The organism is Intestinirhabdus alba, assembly GCF_009711095.1.
Lineage (GTDB): Bacteria > Pseudomonadota > Gammaproteobacteria > Enterobacterales > Enterobacteriaceae > Intestinirhabdus > Intestinirhabdus alba.
In genome coordinates this window covers 44,848-60,575 of the sequence record NZ_WMJZ01000004.1, presented here as the reverse complement: position 1 = coordinate 60,575, position 15,728 = coordinate 44,848, and the positions used below count along the sequence as shown (strand labels likewise).

At 59.4% G+C, this 15,728-nt stretch carries 11 protein-coding genes; 6 read left to right on the top strand and 5 right to left on the bottom strand.

Going from position 1 to position 15,728, the window contains the following annotated elements:
* Window positions 1-90: 90 nt before the first annotated feature.
* Window positions 91-858, bottom strand: coding sequence for an AraC family transcriptional regulator (locus GJV78_RS04145; RefSeq protein ID WP_167519367.1), 768 nt, complete (start codon window positions 856-858; stop codon window positions 91-93).
* Between the two features lie 110 nt (window positions 859-968).
* Here GJV78_RS04145 and GJV78_RS04140 point away from each other — a divergent pair, with 110 nt between their 5' ends.
* The 5 genes from GJV78_RS04140 (at window position 969) to GJV78_RS04120 (ending at window position 8,156) form a co-directional block, all read left to right on the top strand.
* Entirely contained in the window at window positions 969-1,757 is a 789-nt protein-coding gene (locus GJV78_RS04140; protein WP_155107141.1) for a sulfite exporter TauE/SafE family protein, read from the top strand.
* A 145-nt stretch (window positions 1,758-1,902) separates the two neighbouring features.
* A complete protein-coding gene (locus tag GJV78_RS04135; protein ID WP_209439229.1) occupies window positions 1,903-2,727 on the top strand; it encodes an alpha/beta hydrolase in 825 nt (274 codons plus the stop codon).
* Between the two features lie 308 nt (window positions 2,728-3,035).
* Window positions 3,036-5,018 carry a biofilm formation regulator HmsP gene (gene hmsP, locus GJV78_RS04130; protein ID WP_155107269.1) on the top strand — a complete coding sequence of 661 codons (1,983 nt, stop codon included), beginning with the start codon at window positions 3,036-3,038 and terminating at the stop codon, window positions 5,016-5,018.
* Window positions 5,019-5,188: 170 nt separating this feature from the next.
* Window positions 5,189-6,475 carry a dicarboxylate/amino acid:cation symporter gene (locus tag GJV78_RS04125; RefSeq protein ID WP_155107140.1) on the top strand — a complete coding sequence of 429 codons (1,287 nt, stop codon included), beginning with the start codon at window positions 5,189-5,191 and terminating at the stop codon, window positions 6,473-6,475.
* Window positions 6,476-6,692: 217 nt separating this feature from the next.
* Window positions 6,693-8,156 carry a M16 family metallopeptidase gene (locus GJV78_RS04120; protein ID WP_155107139.1) on the top strand — a complete coding sequence of 488 codons (1,464 nt, stop codon included), beginning with the start codon at window positions 6,693-6,695 and terminating at the stop codon, window positions 8,154-8,156.
* 41 nt (window positions 8,157-8,197) lie between these two features.
* Here the strand turns inward: GJV78_RS04120 and kdgK are convergent, their stop codons facing one another.
* On the bottom strand, window positions 8,198-9,127 hold the full coding sequence (kdgK, locus tag GJV78_RS04115; protein ID WP_155107138.1) for a 2-dehydro-3-deoxygluconokinase: 930 nt from the start codon (window positions 9,125-9,127) through the stop codon (window positions 8,198-8,200).
* A 238-nt stretch (window positions 9,128-9,365) separates the two neighbouring features.
* On the opposite strand from kdgK, the gene GJV78_RS04110 reads away from it, so the two are divergent.
* On the top strand, window positions 9,366-11,426 hold the full coding sequence (locus GJV78_RS04110) for an AsmA family protein (RefSeq protein ID WP_155107137.1): 2,061 nt from the start codon (window positions 9,366-9,368) through the stop codon (window positions 11,424-11,426).
* Window positions 11,427-11,471: 45 nt separating this feature from the next.
* On the opposite strand, the gene GJV78_RS04105 is transcribed toward GJV78_RS04110, so the two are convergent.
* The 3 genes from GJV78_RS04105 to GJV78_RS04095 all read right to left on the bottom strand — a co-directional run bounded on the left by GJV78_RS04105 (window position 11,472) and on the right by GJV78_RS04095 (window position 15,199).
* Window positions 11,472-12,794 (bottom strand): MFS transporter, encoded by a 1,323-nt coding sequence (locus GJV78_RS04105; RefSeq protein WP_155107136.1) that lies wholly within the window; start codon window positions 12,792-12,794, stop codon window positions 11,472-11,474.
* 389 nt (window positions 12,795-13,183) lie between these two features.
* Entirely contained in the window at window positions 13,184-14,218 is a 1,035-nt protein-coding gene (yhjD, locus tag GJV78_RS04100) for an inner membrane protein YhjD (protein ID WP_155107135.1), read from the bottom strand.
* Window positions 14,219-14,299: 81 nt separating this feature from the next.
* Window positions 14,300-15,199, bottom strand: coding sequence for a LysR family transcriptional regulator (locus tag GJV78_RS04095; RefSeq protein WP_155107134.1), 900 nt, complete (start codon window positions 15,197-15,199; stop codon window positions 14,300-14,302).
* Window positions 15,200-15,728: the final 529 nt, after the last annotated feature.

The following is a 15,728-nucleotide window of genomic DNA, read 5'->3' as shown; positions in this document are numbered from 1 at the left end:
TTCAGGTCTGCGCGCGTAAGTTGTTTTATTTCGTTTAGACAGCCCTGCCCGCTTTCCGCATATAGCGGAGTATTCCCGATACCGTTGAGATCAAGCCGGGTGATAATAAGACGGTGGCTGACCTGTTACCCGGCGGAACATCGTGGCGAAGGATGAAGCGTTGTCGTAGCCGAGCGTCAGCGCCACCTGATTCACCGGTTTACCTTCCGTCAGCAGCGCCAGCGCCTTGACCACGCAGGCCCGCTGACGCCAGGCGGAAAACGTCATACCGGTCTGCTGCAGGAAGTGACGGCGAAAAGTGCTGGCGCTCATAAACAGCGTCCTGGCCCAGCGCTCAGCCGGTTCATGAACAGAGGGGGCGAGTAAACATGCCTGGCAAAGCGCCCGCAAAGCCGGATGCTGCGGTAGCGGAATATCGAATTCGCGAACCGGCATGGCCGCCAGCTCCAGTAATATCAACTGTATCAGCGCACGATCGCGCGCGCTTTCATACAGCGGCGGCAAATCCACCGCCTCAAGCAATAACTGACGTAACAAGGGCGATACGCCAATCACTTCACAGCGATGATGCTTAACCGAATCCGCCGCGCATTTGGGTTCGATATACAAGCTGCGGGTGGTGACTCCCACAAACCTGACGGCGTGCAAGGTCTCGGGTGGGATCCATACGGCATGCTGTGGCGGAACAATCCACTCTCCGCTATGGGTTGAGACATACATCAATCCGGTGGCACCGTACAGCAGCTGTGCCCGGCGATGCCGATGCTGCGGCAGAATAAATCCCTGCTCATAGTCATTGCCTAACGCCACAACCTCTCGATGAAGGTGATCCACATCATCAATTTTTACGTTGCGCACTTCTGCCTCCGTTTGACCGATTTACAAGGGTAAATGAGCGCTGCGCAAATGGGAAGCCGGCGGCTTCCGGTATAAGCTTCTGGCTCATTTTCAGGTCGGGGGCGTTTCTCTTGTACGATATCGCGATTATTGCGCTGGCAGGTTTTACTACCGGTATAACCACGGTGCTGTTTGGCTTTGGGGGCGGCTTCGTCGTGGTGCCCTTTGTGTATCAACTGATGCTACGGCAGCCCGGGCTGGCAGGAAATGCCATGCATATTGCGGTGGCCACCTCAACGGCGGTGATGATATTCAACGCGGGCTGGGTCAGCTATCGAAACTGGCGCGATGCCAGGCTGTCCTCACAGACGTTGTTTCCATTGCTATGGTTTATCGCCATCGGGGCCGTCGTCGGCTCCTGTCTGGCGGGCTTATTGAGTGAAGGACTCGTTCGTACACTGTTTATACTTTATATGCTGGCGACCATTAGCGATTGTGTGCTGCGTAAAGGTTTCTTCAGCGGTAGCGCGCCGCGTCGATTATCGTTTTTCAGGGTAACCGGCGGCGGGATAACGATCGGCATGGTCGCGGCATTGCTGGGCGTCGGCGGCAGCGTGATGACGGTGCCGCTATTGCGGCGTCACGGCTATGCGATGCGTGATTGCATCAGCGCCTCCAACCCGCTTTCGCTCCCTGTCGCGCTATGCGGTGCCGTAACCTATGCCGTCGTCGGTTGGCACACTATTCCGGCTGGCGGATTTATCGGCTTTATCAGCCTGAAAATTCTGGGCGTGCTGGTTCTGACAGGCTGGGTTGGGATAGTTTTCAGCCGTAGCGCGATCCCTGCGGTTCCGGACAGATGGCACGCACGAATCTATGTCCTGCTGCTGTGTCTGGTGCTGCTGACTATGCTGCTCTAACCGCGCCAATAGCAAACCCGTACGAATAACCCTGGCTGCCACAAGGCGGGCAGAATAAAGCACCCTCAGGCCGGAACACAAATTTACTACTGCCGTTTATGGCTATAAGCTAAAACGTCGTTCATGACGTAAAGAGGGATTTTCAATGAAAAAGATCATATATAAAGGTATGGATCGCAGCGAACTTGACGCGGCGTATAATAATACGAAGGCGGTCAGTAACTTCCCTGAATTACTGAGCCAGCTGCGGAAGAGAAGCTGTCAGACCTATGCCGCTCATCCGTGGCAGCGAAATATACCCTATGGCACAAAAGAACGTGAGCGCTACGATTTTGTTTCATGCGGACAGGCCGCTGTAGCGACCTATGTATTCATTCACGGGGGTTACTGGAGCAACTGCGTCAAAGAAGATTTCGCCTTTATTGCCGATGCCTTTCTAAAACACAATATTAATATCGTCCTCGCTGAATATACCCTGGCTCCGGAAGCCTCAATGACAGAAATTGTGGCGCAGACGGGAAAACTTATCGATCGTCTGGCCGCCGATCGGGACGGGCTGGGTATCGCGGAACACCCTTTATATCTGGGAGGACACTCCGCAGGCGGACATTTAGCGCTTATGCACCGTGCGCATCCTGCGGCAGCGAAAGTTCACGCCATCAGCGCGCTGGTGGATCTTGAACCTATCGGATTGTGCTGGCTTCAGGATACGTTAAACCTGACTTCACAGGAGATTGAAAACTACAGCCCGATACGACATATCGGGAAAGGCGCGCCGACGCTGATTACCGTGGGTGCCAGTGAGCTGACGGGGCTGCGCCAGCAGTCAACGGAGTATGCGCTTGCGTGCGAAGACGCGGGTGAAGGGGTCGCCCTGATACATCTGCCCGGCAGCACCCATTTCTCCATACTGGACGATCTCTCTGACCCCGAAGGCTGGCAGCTCAGGGCGCTCCTCAGCCTCACGTAACTGAAAGGGAGAGGGGAAAATCACTCTTCCCGATTCCGCAACGATTGTCGGTAATATGTCTGAATTGAGACTTTCCCTAATTTCAGCCTTCCCCTCCGCGTAAAGCCGCCAGTGAAGATTGCCAGCCCGGCCACAAAACGATCTACCCGTATCGCCGCGACGCCGGGGAGACGGGGATTTCCCGCCGCAGCCGCTGACCTCCCGCACCGGCCGCCGGACCTGCACCTGTCCTTTTCAGATACCGCCACGCATTGCCGCTGCGATGGGGTATACTCAGACGGCAGAGAGGGATTTTGTGGAGAGACAATTTGCGCGTCAGCCGCTCGTTAACAATTAAGCAGATGGCAATGGTCGCGGCCGTTGTCCTGGCCTTTGTGTTTATTTTCTGCACCGTTTTGCTGTTTCATCTGGTACAACAGAATCGTTATAACACGGCGACCCAGCTGGAGAGCATCGCGCGCTCCGTGCGTGAACCTCTGTCTGCGGCTATTCTGAAAGCCGATATTCCCGAAGCGGATGCGATCCTCGCCAGCATCCGGCCCGCCGGGGTGGTCAGCCGCGCCGATGTGGTATTGCCGAACCAGTTCCAGGCGCTGCGGAGGCGCTTTATCCCCGAGCGTCCGGTGCCGGTGATGATTACCCGCCTGTTTGAACTGCCGGTGCAGATCTCGCTGCCAATCTACTCCCTTGAACGCCCGGCCAACCCGCAGCCGCTGGCCTATCTGGTGCTGCAGGCGGACTCGTATCGTATGTACAAGTTCGTGATGAGTACCCTCTCCACGTTAGTAACGATTTACTTACTATTATCGCTGATGCTGACGGTCGCCATCAGCTGGTGCGTGAACCGCCTGATTATCCACCCGCTGCGTAAAATCGCCCGCACGCTGAACGACATCCCGCAGCAGGAGCTGATCGGCTACCAGCTGCCGCTGCCGCGCCTGCATCAGGATGATGAGATAGGTCTGCTGGTGCGCAGCTATAACCTCAACCAGCAGCTGCTGCAGCGGCAGATCAAAGAGCAAACCGCCGGCGCGATGCGCTATCCGGTTTCCAGGCTCCCCAACAAGGCCTTTTTAATGGGGCTGCTGGAGCAGGTGGCGGCGCGGCGACAGACCACCGCGCTGATGGTGGTCACCTGCGAAACCCTGCGCGATACCGCGGGCGTGCTGCAGGAAACGCAGCGCGAAATCGTGCTGCTGACGCTGGTGGAAAAGCTGAAGACGGTGCTGTCGCCGCGTATGGCGCTGGCCCAGGTCAGCGGCTATGAGTTTGTGATTATCGCCCATGGGGTGGAGGAGCCGTGGCAGGCTGTTACCTTAGGTCAGCAAGTGCTCACCCTGGTTAACGAGCGGCTGCCGCTGCAGGGCATTCAGCTGCTGCCCGCCTGCAGCATCGGGGTGGCGATGTTTTACGGCGATCTGAGCGCCGACGCGCTGTACGCACGCGCCTTCTCCGCCGCCTCAACCGCCCGGCGCAAGGGCCGAAATCAGATCGCGTTCTACGATCCGGCGCAGATGGAGGCCGCCCGGCGTCGCCTCTCCGAAGAGAGCGATATTCTTACCGCGCTGGAGGAGCATCGTTTCGCCCTCTGGCTGCAGCCGCAGGTGGAGATGCGCAGCGGCAGGGTGGTCGGCGCGGAGGTGCTGCTGCGTATGCAGCAGCCCTCCGGCGAGTGGGCGCTGCCGGAAGGGCTGATTGAGCGCATTGAGTCCTGCGGGCTGATGATCGCCGTCGGCAACTGGGTGCTGGAGGAGAGCTGCCGTCAGCTCGCCGCCTGGCAGGAGCGCGGCATTATGCTGCCGCTGTCGGTCAATCTCTCGGCTCTGCAGTTGATGCACCCGAACAGGGTAACGGAGATGCTGGCGCTGCTCAGCCGCTACCGTATCAGGCCGGGAACGCTGACCCTGGAGGTGACGGAGAGCCGGCGCATCGACGATCCGCACGCCGCCGTGGCGATCCTGCGCCCGTTGCGCAACGCCGGGGTGCGCATTGCGCTGGATGATTTCGGCATGGGCTATGCGGGGCTGCGCCAGCTGCAGCATATGAAGTCCCTGCCGGTGGATGTGCTGAAGATCGATAAGATGTTTATCGACGGGCTGCCGGAGGATAACAGCCTGGCGACGGCGATAATTCAGCTGGCGCGCAGCCTGAATCTGCAGATGGTTGCCGAAGGCGTGGAGAGCGAAGCACAGCGCCAATGGCTGACCCAGGCGGGGGTGGAGCTTGCCCAGGGCTTCCTTTTTTCCCCTCCGGTGCCGACAGAACGCTTCGAAGCGCGCTATCTGCAGTGATTACAAAACTTTAAAAAGGTCGTACTTGTGCGAGCTAGTTCAAATTTTTTAACATTTTTGTATCACTCCGGATCCCCGTGCATTTGTGTCGTGTTGGTGGGGTGTTATTTTAAAACCGCAGGTGAACCAAAACCCTATAATGCCTGTGGTTTTTACTCCAAGGACACCCTATGAAAACCTCTCTTTTTAAAAGCCTCTATTTTCAGGTTCTGACGGCAATCGCTATTGGTATTCTCCTTGGCCATTTCTATCCTGAACTGGGCGCACAGATGAAACCGCTTGGCGACGCTTTCGTTAAGCTGATTAAGATGGTCATTGCACCCGTCATCTTTTGTACCGTGGTTACCGGCATCGCCGGAATGGAAAGTATGAAGGCGGTGGGCCGCACCGGCGCGGTGGCGCTGCTCTACTTTGAGGTGGTGAGCACCATTGCGCTGATCATCGGGATTATTATCGTCAACGTCGTCCAGCCGGGTGCCGGAATGAACGTCGATCCGTCCACGCTGGATGCCCAGGCGGTGGCGGTTTACGCCGAGCAGGCGAAAGAGCAGGGGATGGTCGCCTTCCTGATGGATGTGATCCCCGGCAGCGTCATCGGTGCCTTCGCCAGCGGTAATATCCTGCAGGTTCTGCTGTTCGCCGTGCTGTTTGGCTTTGCCCTGCATCGCCTGGGTAGCAAGGGACAGCTGATTTTCAACGTTATTGAAAGCTTTTCGCAGGTGATTTTCGGCATCATCAATATGATTATGCGGCTGGCCCCCATCGGTGCCTTCGGCGCGATGGCCTTTACTATCGGCAAGTACGGCGTCGGCACGCTGCTGCAGCTGGGGCAACTGATCGTCTGCTTCTACATTACCTGCATTCTGTTCGTGGTGCTGGTGCTCGGCTCCATTGCCCGCGCCACCGGCTTCAGCATCTTTAAGTTTATCCGCTATATCCGTGAGGAGCTGCTGATCGTGCTGGGCACCTCCTCTTCCGAGTCGGCGCTGCCGCGGATGATCGACAAAATGGAAAAGCTGGGCTGCCGTAAGTCGGTGGTCGGGCTGGTGATCCCCACCGGCTACTCGTTTAACCTCGACGGCACCTCGATTTATCTGACGATGGCGGCGGTATTTATCGCCCAGGCCACCAACAGCCATATGGATATTTTCCATCAGATCACCCTGCTGGTGGTGCTGCTGCTCTCCTCGAAGGGGGCCGCCGGGGTGACCGGCAGCGGCTTTATCGTGCTGGCAGCGACCATCTCCGCCGTTGGCCATCTGCCGGTGGCGGGGCTGGCGCTGATCCTCGGCATTGACCGCTTTATGTCGGAGGCCCGCGCCCTGACCAACCTGATTGGCAACGGCGTGGCGACCATCGTGGTGGCGAAGTGGGTGAAGGAGCTGGACGCTAAACAGCTGGACGATGTGCTAAATAATCGCTCGCCGGATGACAAATCTCACGAAATAATCTCCTGACGGCCATGCAAATGCTCGTAGTCCCTTCCAGGACTGCGGGCATTTGCGCATAATTGACCCCTGTTCCCGAAACCGCCGTCCCGGCGGTGCGGGTTTATTTCACTTCCTGCGTGACTTTTACCGGTTCTCGCGGTCTAACACGAAGTGTTTTTCAACGTCATATTCAGACCGGCTGCGGCCAACTTTTTATTACCAGGATTGTTGATCAGGGGTTCACATGCAGGGCACAAAAATACGACTTTTAGCGGGCGGTTTGCTGATGATGGCCGCCGTCGGCTATGCGCAGGCCGATGCGCTCCAGCCTGACCCGGCATGGCAACAGGGTACGCTGGCGAACGGTTTGCAGTGGCAGGTGCTGGCGACGCCCCAGCGGCCCAGCGATCGAATCGAAGTACGCCTGCTGATCAATACCGGTTCGCTCGCCGAGAACACACAGCAGAGCGGATTTAGCTACGTTATCCCCCGCATTGCGCTGACCCAGAGCGGCGGCCTTAAGGTGGCCCAGGCGCGCTCCCTGTGGCAGCAGGGCATCGATCCCCAGCGGCCCCTGCCGCCCGTTATCGTCTCTTACGACGCCACGCAGTTTAACCTCAGCCTGCCCAACAGCCGTAGCGACCTGCTAAAGGCGTCGCTCGCCTGGCTGGCCAACAGCATGGGCCAGCTCGCCATTACGCCGGAAACCGTCGACCACGCGCTGAAGAGTGAAGATATGGTCGCCACCCTGCCGGTGGACACCAAAGAGGGCTGGTGGCGCTATCGCCTGAAAGGCTCCGCCCTGCTGGGCCACGATCCTGCTGAACCGCTGAAGACGCCGGTGGACGCAGAGGAAATCCATGATTTTTATCAGAAGTGGTATACCCCGGATGCGATGACCCTGATCGTGGTGGGCAATCTTGACGCCCGCGCCGTCGCCGAGCAGATCGATAAAACCTTCGGCGAGCTGAAGGGTAATCGCGAAACCCCGATGCCGGTGCCGACGCTCTCCCCGCTGCGCGCGGAGGCGGTTAGCATCATGACCCACGCGGTGCGTCAGGATCGTCTCGCCATTATGTGGGATACGCCGTGGCTGCCGATCCGCGAATCCGCCGCGCTGCAGCGCTACTGGCGCGCGGATCTCGCCCGTGAGGCGCTGTTCTGGCACCTGCAGCAGACGCTGAATAAAAATAACGTTAAGGATATTGGCCTTGGCTTCGACTGCCGGGTACTGTACCTGCGCGCCCAGTGCGCCATCAATATTGAGTCCCCCCACGACAAGCTGAACGGTAATCTGGGCATCGTGGCGCGCGAGCTGGCCAGGGTGCGCGACGGCGGCCTGCCGGAGGAGGAGTTCCAGCTGCTGTTGACCCGGAAGCACCTTGAGCTGCAGAAGCTGTTCGCCACCTACGCCCGCACCGATACCGGCATCCTGATGGGCCAGCGCCTGCGCTCGCTGCAAAACCAGGTGGTGGATATCGCGCCGGAGCAGTATCAGCGCCTGCGGCAGAACTTCCTCAATGACCTGAAGCCGGGGATGATCAACCAGGAGCTGCGTCAGCAGCTGAACCAGGAGATGGCGCTGATTCTGCTGCAGCCCACGGGCGAGCCGGAGTTCAATATGCAGGCGCTGCAGGCGTCGTGGGATGCGATCGTGAAGCCCGCGGCGGCGCGTCAGGAGGGCACCGCGACGCCGCCGTCGCAATAGCGGCGGAAAGCTCCCTCTCCCGGCGGGAGAGGGAAAAGGGATTACTGCGGCATCGCCTCGCGCGGGATAATCGCCCCGCGGTGCTGAATCACCGTGCTGGCGGTGAGATGGCCGCGTCTGGCCGCGTCGGCGGCGTTGCCGCCGGTTAAGCGCACGGCCAGATAGCCGGCGCTGAAGGAGTCGCCCGCGGCGGTGGTGTCGATCACCTTTTCCTTCGGCAGCTTCACCGCCGGAACGTCGATAAGCGCTTCGCCTTTGATGGAGACCAGGCAGGAGTCAGCGCCGCGTTTGACCACCACTTCCTCTACGCCCGCCGCGTGGGTGCGCGCGATAACCTCTTCAACTGGCTTCGCTCCCCACAGCGCGTCTTCATCGTCAAGGGTCAGGAAGGCGATGTCGGTATACTCCAGCATCTGCTGATAGACCCGCTGCGTCTCTTCCTGGCTTGCCCACAGGCGCGGGCGGTAGTTATTGTCAAAAATCACCTTCCCGCCGTTGGCGCGGCATTTGCGCAGCAGAGAGAGCAGCTTATCGCGGCTGCTCTGGCTGAGGATGGCGAGGCTGATGCCGCTCAGGTAGAGGTAGTCAAAGGTCGCCAGCGCTTCGCAGATGGAGGCCGACTGCTCGCTCTCCAGCCAGAATTTCGCCGCCGCTTCGTTGCGCCAGTAGTAGAAGGTGCGTTCGCCGGTGCTGTCGGTTTCGATGTAGTAAAGCCCGGGCAGGCGGTTTTCCATGCGCTGCGTCAGGGACGTATCGACGTTTTCACCGTGCCATGCGTCCAGCATCTGCTGGCTGAAGCTGTCGGTGCCCAGCGCCGTGACGTAGTGAACGGACAGCGCGGAGGCATCAGCCTGGCGGGCGATGTAAACGGAAGTATTCAGCGTATCGCCACCGAATCCGCGCTTAACGTCAGCACCTTTCTGTGACAGCTCAATCATGCATTCGCCAATCACGGCAATCTTTTTGGACATAGTCGTGAACCTGCTCTGAAAAATTTAGCGCTAGTGTGCGCTGTGGGTGTTTAGCGGTCAACTATCTTAAAACAACGTTCCATTATTTTTTTGAGCCAGTACGTGTTCTCTGCTGATTTTTTCGCGCTCCGTTTTCGGACACCGGCGGGAGCCGCAGGCCCGATGGCCCCGTCCCGCGCCTTTTCCGCCGACTGGACTATCTTTAGGACAGGCAAGGAAAGATGTGGGGAAACAGAATATGACCAGAGCAGGAAAAATAACCGCCGTGATTTCAGGGACCTTCTTGTTGCTGATCGTGGTGCTTATCGTACTGATCGCGACGTTCGACTGGAACCGGCTCAAGCCGACCATCAACCAGAAGGTCTCCGCCGAGCTTAACCGGCCGTTCGCCATTCGCGGCGATCTCGGGGTGGTGTGGGAGCGCCAGAAGCAGGAGACCGGCTGGCGCAGCTGGGTGCCGTGGCCGCACGTTCACGCTGAGGATGTGGTTCTCGGCAACCCGCCGGAGATCCCGGCGTTGACGATGGTACATCTGCCGCGGGTTGAGGCCACTCTCGCGCCGCTGGCGCTGCTGTCCCGGACCGTCTGGCTGCCGTGGATCAAGCTGGTGCAGCCCGACGCGCGGCTGATCCGCCTGTCAGAGAAAAATAACAACTGGACCTTTAACCTGGCCGGCGACGAGAAAAAAGATCCTAACGCCAAACCCTCCGCCTGGTCCTTCCGGCTGGATAATATCCTCTTCGATCGCGGGCGGGTGGCCATTGACGACAAGGTCAGCAAAGCCAACATCGAGATCTTCATCGATCCGCTGGGTAAGCCGCTTCCCTTCAGCGAGGTGACGGGCAGCAAAGGTAAAAACGATAAATCGGCGGTGGGGGATTATGTGTTTGGCCTGCGGGCTAAGGGGCGCTACAACGGTGAGCCGCTCAGCGGAACGGGCAAAATCGGCGGTATGCTGGCGCTGCGCAGCGAAGGCACGCCGTTCCCGGTGCAGGCCGACTTCCGCTCGGGCAATACCCGGGTGGCCTTTAACGGCGTGGTCAACGACCCGATGAAAATGGGCGGGGTGGATCTGCGGCTGAAGTTTTCCGGCAACTCGCTGGGAGAACTGTATGACCTGACCGGGGTGCTATTGCCGGATACGCCGCCGTTTGAAACCGACGGTCGGCTGGTGGCGAAGATCGATGGTGAAAAGTCGTCGGTCTATCACTATCGCGGCTTTAACGGGCGCATTGGTGACAGCGATATTCACGGCTCGCTGACCTATACCACCGGCAGGCCGCGGCCGAAGCTGGAGGGGGAGGTGGAGTCCCGGCAGCTGCGTCTTGCCGATCTCGGGCCGCTGATTGGCGTTGATTCCGGAAAAGGTGCGGAAAAGAGCAGGCGTTCCGGGCAGCGTAAGGGGGAAAAGAGCGCACAGCCCGCGGATAAAGTGCTGCCCTACGATCGCTTCGAAACCGACAAGTGGGACGTGATGGACGCCGATGTGCGCTTTAAAGGGCGGCGCATCGAGCATGGCAGCAGCCTGCCGATCAGCGATCTCTCCACCCATATCATCCTCAAAAATGCCGATTTGCGCCTGCAGCCGCTGAAGTTTGGCCTTGCGGGGGGCACCATTCAGGCGAATATTCACCTGGAGGGGGATAAAAAGCCGATGCAGGGGCGGGCGGATATTCAGGCGCGCCGCCTGAAGCTGAAGGCGCTTATGCCGGACGTGGAGCTGATGCAGAAAACCCTGGGTGAAATGAACGGCGACGCCGAGCTGCGCGGTGCCGGTAACTCGGTGGCGGCGCTGCTTGGCAACAGCAACGGCAACCTGAAGCTGCTGATGAACGACGGGCTGATCAGCCGTAACCTGATGGAGATCGTCGGGCTGAACGTCGGCAACTTTATCGTCGGGCAGATCTTTGGCGACGATGAGGTGCGGGTCAACTGCGCGGCGGCGAACCTCAACATCGCCAACGGGGTGGCGCGTCCGCAAATCTTTGCTTTCGATACTGAAAACGCGCTGGTAAACGTCACCGGCACGGCGAGTTTCGCTTCAGAGCAGCTGGATTTAACTATCGATCCGGAGAGTAAAGGAATACGCATTATTACCCTGCGCTCGCCGCTCTACGTGCGCGGCTCGTTCAAGAACCCCCGGGCCGGGGTGAAGGCCGGGCCGCTGATCGCCCGCGGCGCGGTGGCGGCGGCGCTGGCCACCTTAGTGACCCCTGCCGCCGCGCTGCTGGCGCTGATTTCGCCGTCGGAGGACGACGCCAACCAGTGCCGGGTAATTCTGTCGCAGCTGAAGAAGTAAGCCTGCGCGCCGGAGAGCGGGGGCGCTGTCCGGCGGCAAAGGGGGCTACAGCGACCTATGCCGCGTCTCATGGGTGAGCAGCAGCGCGATCAGCGTCAGGGTCGCCATTGAGGCCAGGTAGATCCCCACCGCCGGCAGGCCGTAGTTGCCCTGCAGCCACGCGGCGATATAGGGCGCGACCGACGCGCCGAGAATGGACGCAACGTTATAGGAGAACGACGCGCCGGTGTAGCGCACCTCGGTCGGAAACAGCTCCGGCAGCAGGGCACCCATTGGGCCGAAGGTCAGCCCCATCAGGCTTAAGCCCAGCAGCAGAAAGGCGAAAACCAGCGCCGGGCTGCCGGAGCCGAGCAGCGGCTTAAAGGCGAACAGCGCAAAGAGGATAATCAGAACGGTGATAATCACCATGCTCTTGCGGCGGCCGAAGGCGTCGGCAAGCAGGCCCGCGACCGGCACCATCACCCCGAAGCCAATCACCGCCATCATCAGCATCCACAGCACCTCGTTGCGCGGCAGGCCAAGCCCGACCGGCGCGGCGGCGGTGCTGAAGGTCATGGAGTAGACGGTCATAATATAAAACAGAGTATAGGTCGCCAGCATAATAAAGGTGCCGAGAATGGTGACGCGCATATGCTTCGTCAGCAGGGTGCCGAGTGGGATCTTCACCTGCTTTTTCGCCGCGGCCACTTTGGCGAACACCGGCGTTTCATGCAGCGAAACGCGCACGTACAGGCCGATAATCACCAGCACCGCCGAGAAGATAAACGGCACCCGCCAGCCCCAGGTCATGAACTGTTCATCGCTCAGCAGCCAGGAGAGCAGCAGAAAAGTGCCGTTGGCGAAAAAGAAGCCGATTGGCGCGCCGAGCTGCGGGAACGATCCGTACAGGGCGCGTTTGCGCGGCGGGGCGTTTTCGGTCGCCAGCAGCGCCGCCCCGCCCCATTCGCCGCCCAGACCCAGCCCCTGGCCGAAGCGCGCCAGCGCCAGCAGCAGCGGGGCGAAAATGCCGATGGTGGCGTAGCCCGGCAGCAGGCCGATAATTACCGTGGAGATCCCCATCGTCAGCAGCGAGGCCACCAGCGTGACCTTGCGCCCCACGCGGTCGCCGAAGTGGCCAAACAGCGCCGAGCCGATGGGCCGCGCCACGAAGGCGATGGCAAAGGTGGCGAGAGACTGCAGCGTCGCCGCGGTCGGGTCCCCCTGGGGGAAAAAGATGTGCGGAAAAACGATAACCGCGGCGGTGGCGTAAATATAGAAGTCAAAGAACTCGATGGCGGTGCCGATGAGCGAGGCGACGACGACCTTATTGCGCGAGTTGACCGGCGCGTGGTCCTGCTGGCCGTCGAGAGTAGTGGCGGTTGCTTGCATAATGTTTTCTTATAATCTGGCGAACGAAAGATCATATTACGCACAGCAAAAGCGACATTTCAATCAGCTACAGGTTGCCAGACTGGGCAAAAAACGCGCAAAAAGGGGATAATTTTTAAGCCAGCAAATTCACGTCTACGAAATGCTTCACACAATTAATAAACTGGTGAATAAAACTGGTTTTCGGTTAAATAAAAGTTACTGGCTGGATTTATATGCTGAAATTATGGGTCGGCACAGGCGGTCGTGGCGCAATAGCGAATACGCGCCTCTGGCCGTGACGCTCACCCGCGGGGAGGCGCTACCGTCTGATAGCTTCGGGGCGTTATCGGTTTGCCGGAGTCTTACGCCGCCGGGCCAGCCGGCGGGTCGGTGCAAAGCGCGGCGCGCTAGCGGTGGGTTTTACCCGGCATCTGCGGGTCGTCTTTATATTCGGCGGTGGCGATCCACGCCGCGCAGAACAGGGTCAGGCGGGCGAAGAAATAGAAGAACGCCATCAGGCCGAGCACTGAGCCAAAGGCCGCGCCCGAGGGCGAGGTCATCAGCGACGGCAGGGTCCAGGTCATGACGATCTTAATGACCTCAAAGCCGATGGCGGCAATAAAGGTGCCGCGGATCAGCGCCCGCCGGCGCGGCCGGTGGCGCGGCAGCCGCCAGAAAATCCAGAAGAACAGCAGATAGTTGGCGAAGATGGAAATTGCCAGCCCAATCAGCCGCCAGGCCGGCTTCAGCCACTCGATGTTGTCCAGATAGAGCGCCGAAATAATCATCTGCTGGGCCGAACCGGCCACGGAGGTGATCGACAGCGTGACGATCAGCGCCACCAGCAGGCCAATCAGCGAGATAAAATCGCGCAGATATTTGATCCAGATTTTCTCCTGGTCCTGCGGGGTGCGCTCCCACACGTCGCGCGACTGGGCGCGGATCGCCTCGCGCAGGTTGCCCATCCAGTTGATACCGGAGTAGAGCGCCACCGCCAGACCGACCAGGCCGACGGTGGTGCGCTGCTGAACGGCGGTATTGATGGTGTTTTTCAGCGTTCCGGCCAGCGTCGGATCGCTGACGTTCTGTAAAATTTTGCCAAAGATATCCTGCAGCAGCGTCGGGTGCGACGCCAGCACAAAGCCGGCGGCGGCAAACGAGACCATCAGGATCGGGATCATCGACAGAAACGAGAAGTAGGTGATAGCGGCACCGAACTGATTCCCCAGCCGATCGTTAAAGCGCTCGGTGGCGCGGAGCAGGTGCGCGACCATCGGCTGTTGCTGGATCCTCTCTATCGTGGTGGCGACGCGCTTTAGCGCCGGGCTGGCCTCCGGGTCGGTCTCCGTTTTTGCCCCGGCAGGCTGCCGGGTTTCAACCCGGATCACGGGCTCCAGCGCCAGATCCTGGACAGGGCGTTTTACGTCGTTTTCCTCGGTCATCCTATCGGTATTCCTTGTTGAGTTAACACTCAGGACAGTATAGCCTGGCGGTGCCCGCTACCTGAACGGGCGCGTCCGGGGCTAAGCGATATCGCGCTTTATCACCCCGGTCAGCCACTCCATAAACAGATTGACGCGGCGGGAGAGGCTGCGGCGATGGGGCCAGAGCAGGGAGAGCAGCACCGGCGCGGCCCGGTCGCCGGGGAGAATTTCAATAAGCCGCCCGTCGCGCAGCGCTTCGCGTACCAGCGCCCGCGGCGTCTGAATAATGCCCAGCCCCGCCAGGCAGGCCGCTCGCCAGGTTTCGCTATTATTCACCGTCAGCATACCGCCGGTTTTAACCCAGCGGACGCCGTCGGTATCGGCAACGGCAAAGCCGGGCGGCCGGGCACCCGGATGAAGCGAATAGTGCACCACCGCATGGGAGGCGAGATCGTCAGGCGTCTTTGGGTGACCAAAGCGCGCCAGATAGCCGGGGCTGGCGCAGTTAATGACCGTCAGCGTGCCCAGCGGACGCGCTATCAGCCCGGTGTCCGTCGGCGTGCCAATGCGCACCACGCAGTCATAGCCTTCGCGCAGCGGGTCCACCTGACGATCGCTGCTGCTCAGCTCCAGTTCGACGCCGGGGTACTGCTGTAAAAAGGTGGGGAGCCTGGGTAAAACCAGATACTTCGCTACACCCACCGGCATATCGATCCGCAGCCTGCCGCTGATGCTGGCCGGGTCGTGCTGAAACAGCCCGTCCAGCTCGTTCAGATTGCTCAGCAGATCTCTGGCGCGTTCATAGTAGATCATGCCGTCATGGGTCAGCCGCACCCGGCGGGTGGTGCGCTCCAGCAGGCGGATACCGAGATGATTTTCCAGCAGCTGAACCTGGCGCGAAACGCTGCCTTTAGGCAGGCCAAGAACGTTCGCCGCCCGCGTAAAGCTTTCCAGCTCGGCCACGCGGACAAAAAGCTGCATTGCGTGAATTTTATCCATCCCGACAGCCTATTGTTGTTATGAGTGATACAGTGATGCCAAAGGGTAAATGTTTAGTAATTTTTTAACATCTAATAAGCTACTTCTCAATGCCAGAGATTCTGAAAGCGGCAATTACGGGCCTCAGCCCTGCGCATAAGGGGTCCGGTTCAGCGAAAAAGCGGCAAACCAGGCCGGTATGTCCGCTATTCTTTAGATAAAGATGTAGGGCTGACCTCTCCCTGAGACTGGCCTGATGTGCTGTTGCACGGCAATAGAATAATAAACGTACCGCATGGGCGAGGCTAACCGGCGAAAAATACGCCAGCAGAGCAATATAATCGGGTCGGGCGAGGGGGAGTATAAAGACGGTTTGCGAACCGTTATTTAGAAATAACCCGCGGGGATAGCTGGCGGAGCGTAGGAGCAGGAGATGAGAATTTTCGCTATGCCGCCCCTTCGGAGCCGTTACGGACGGCAAGAACCCGATTTAAAATGGCCGGAAAATAACCTGATGGAATAGCTCTTTTATCCGCCGCCGCCGGATCGG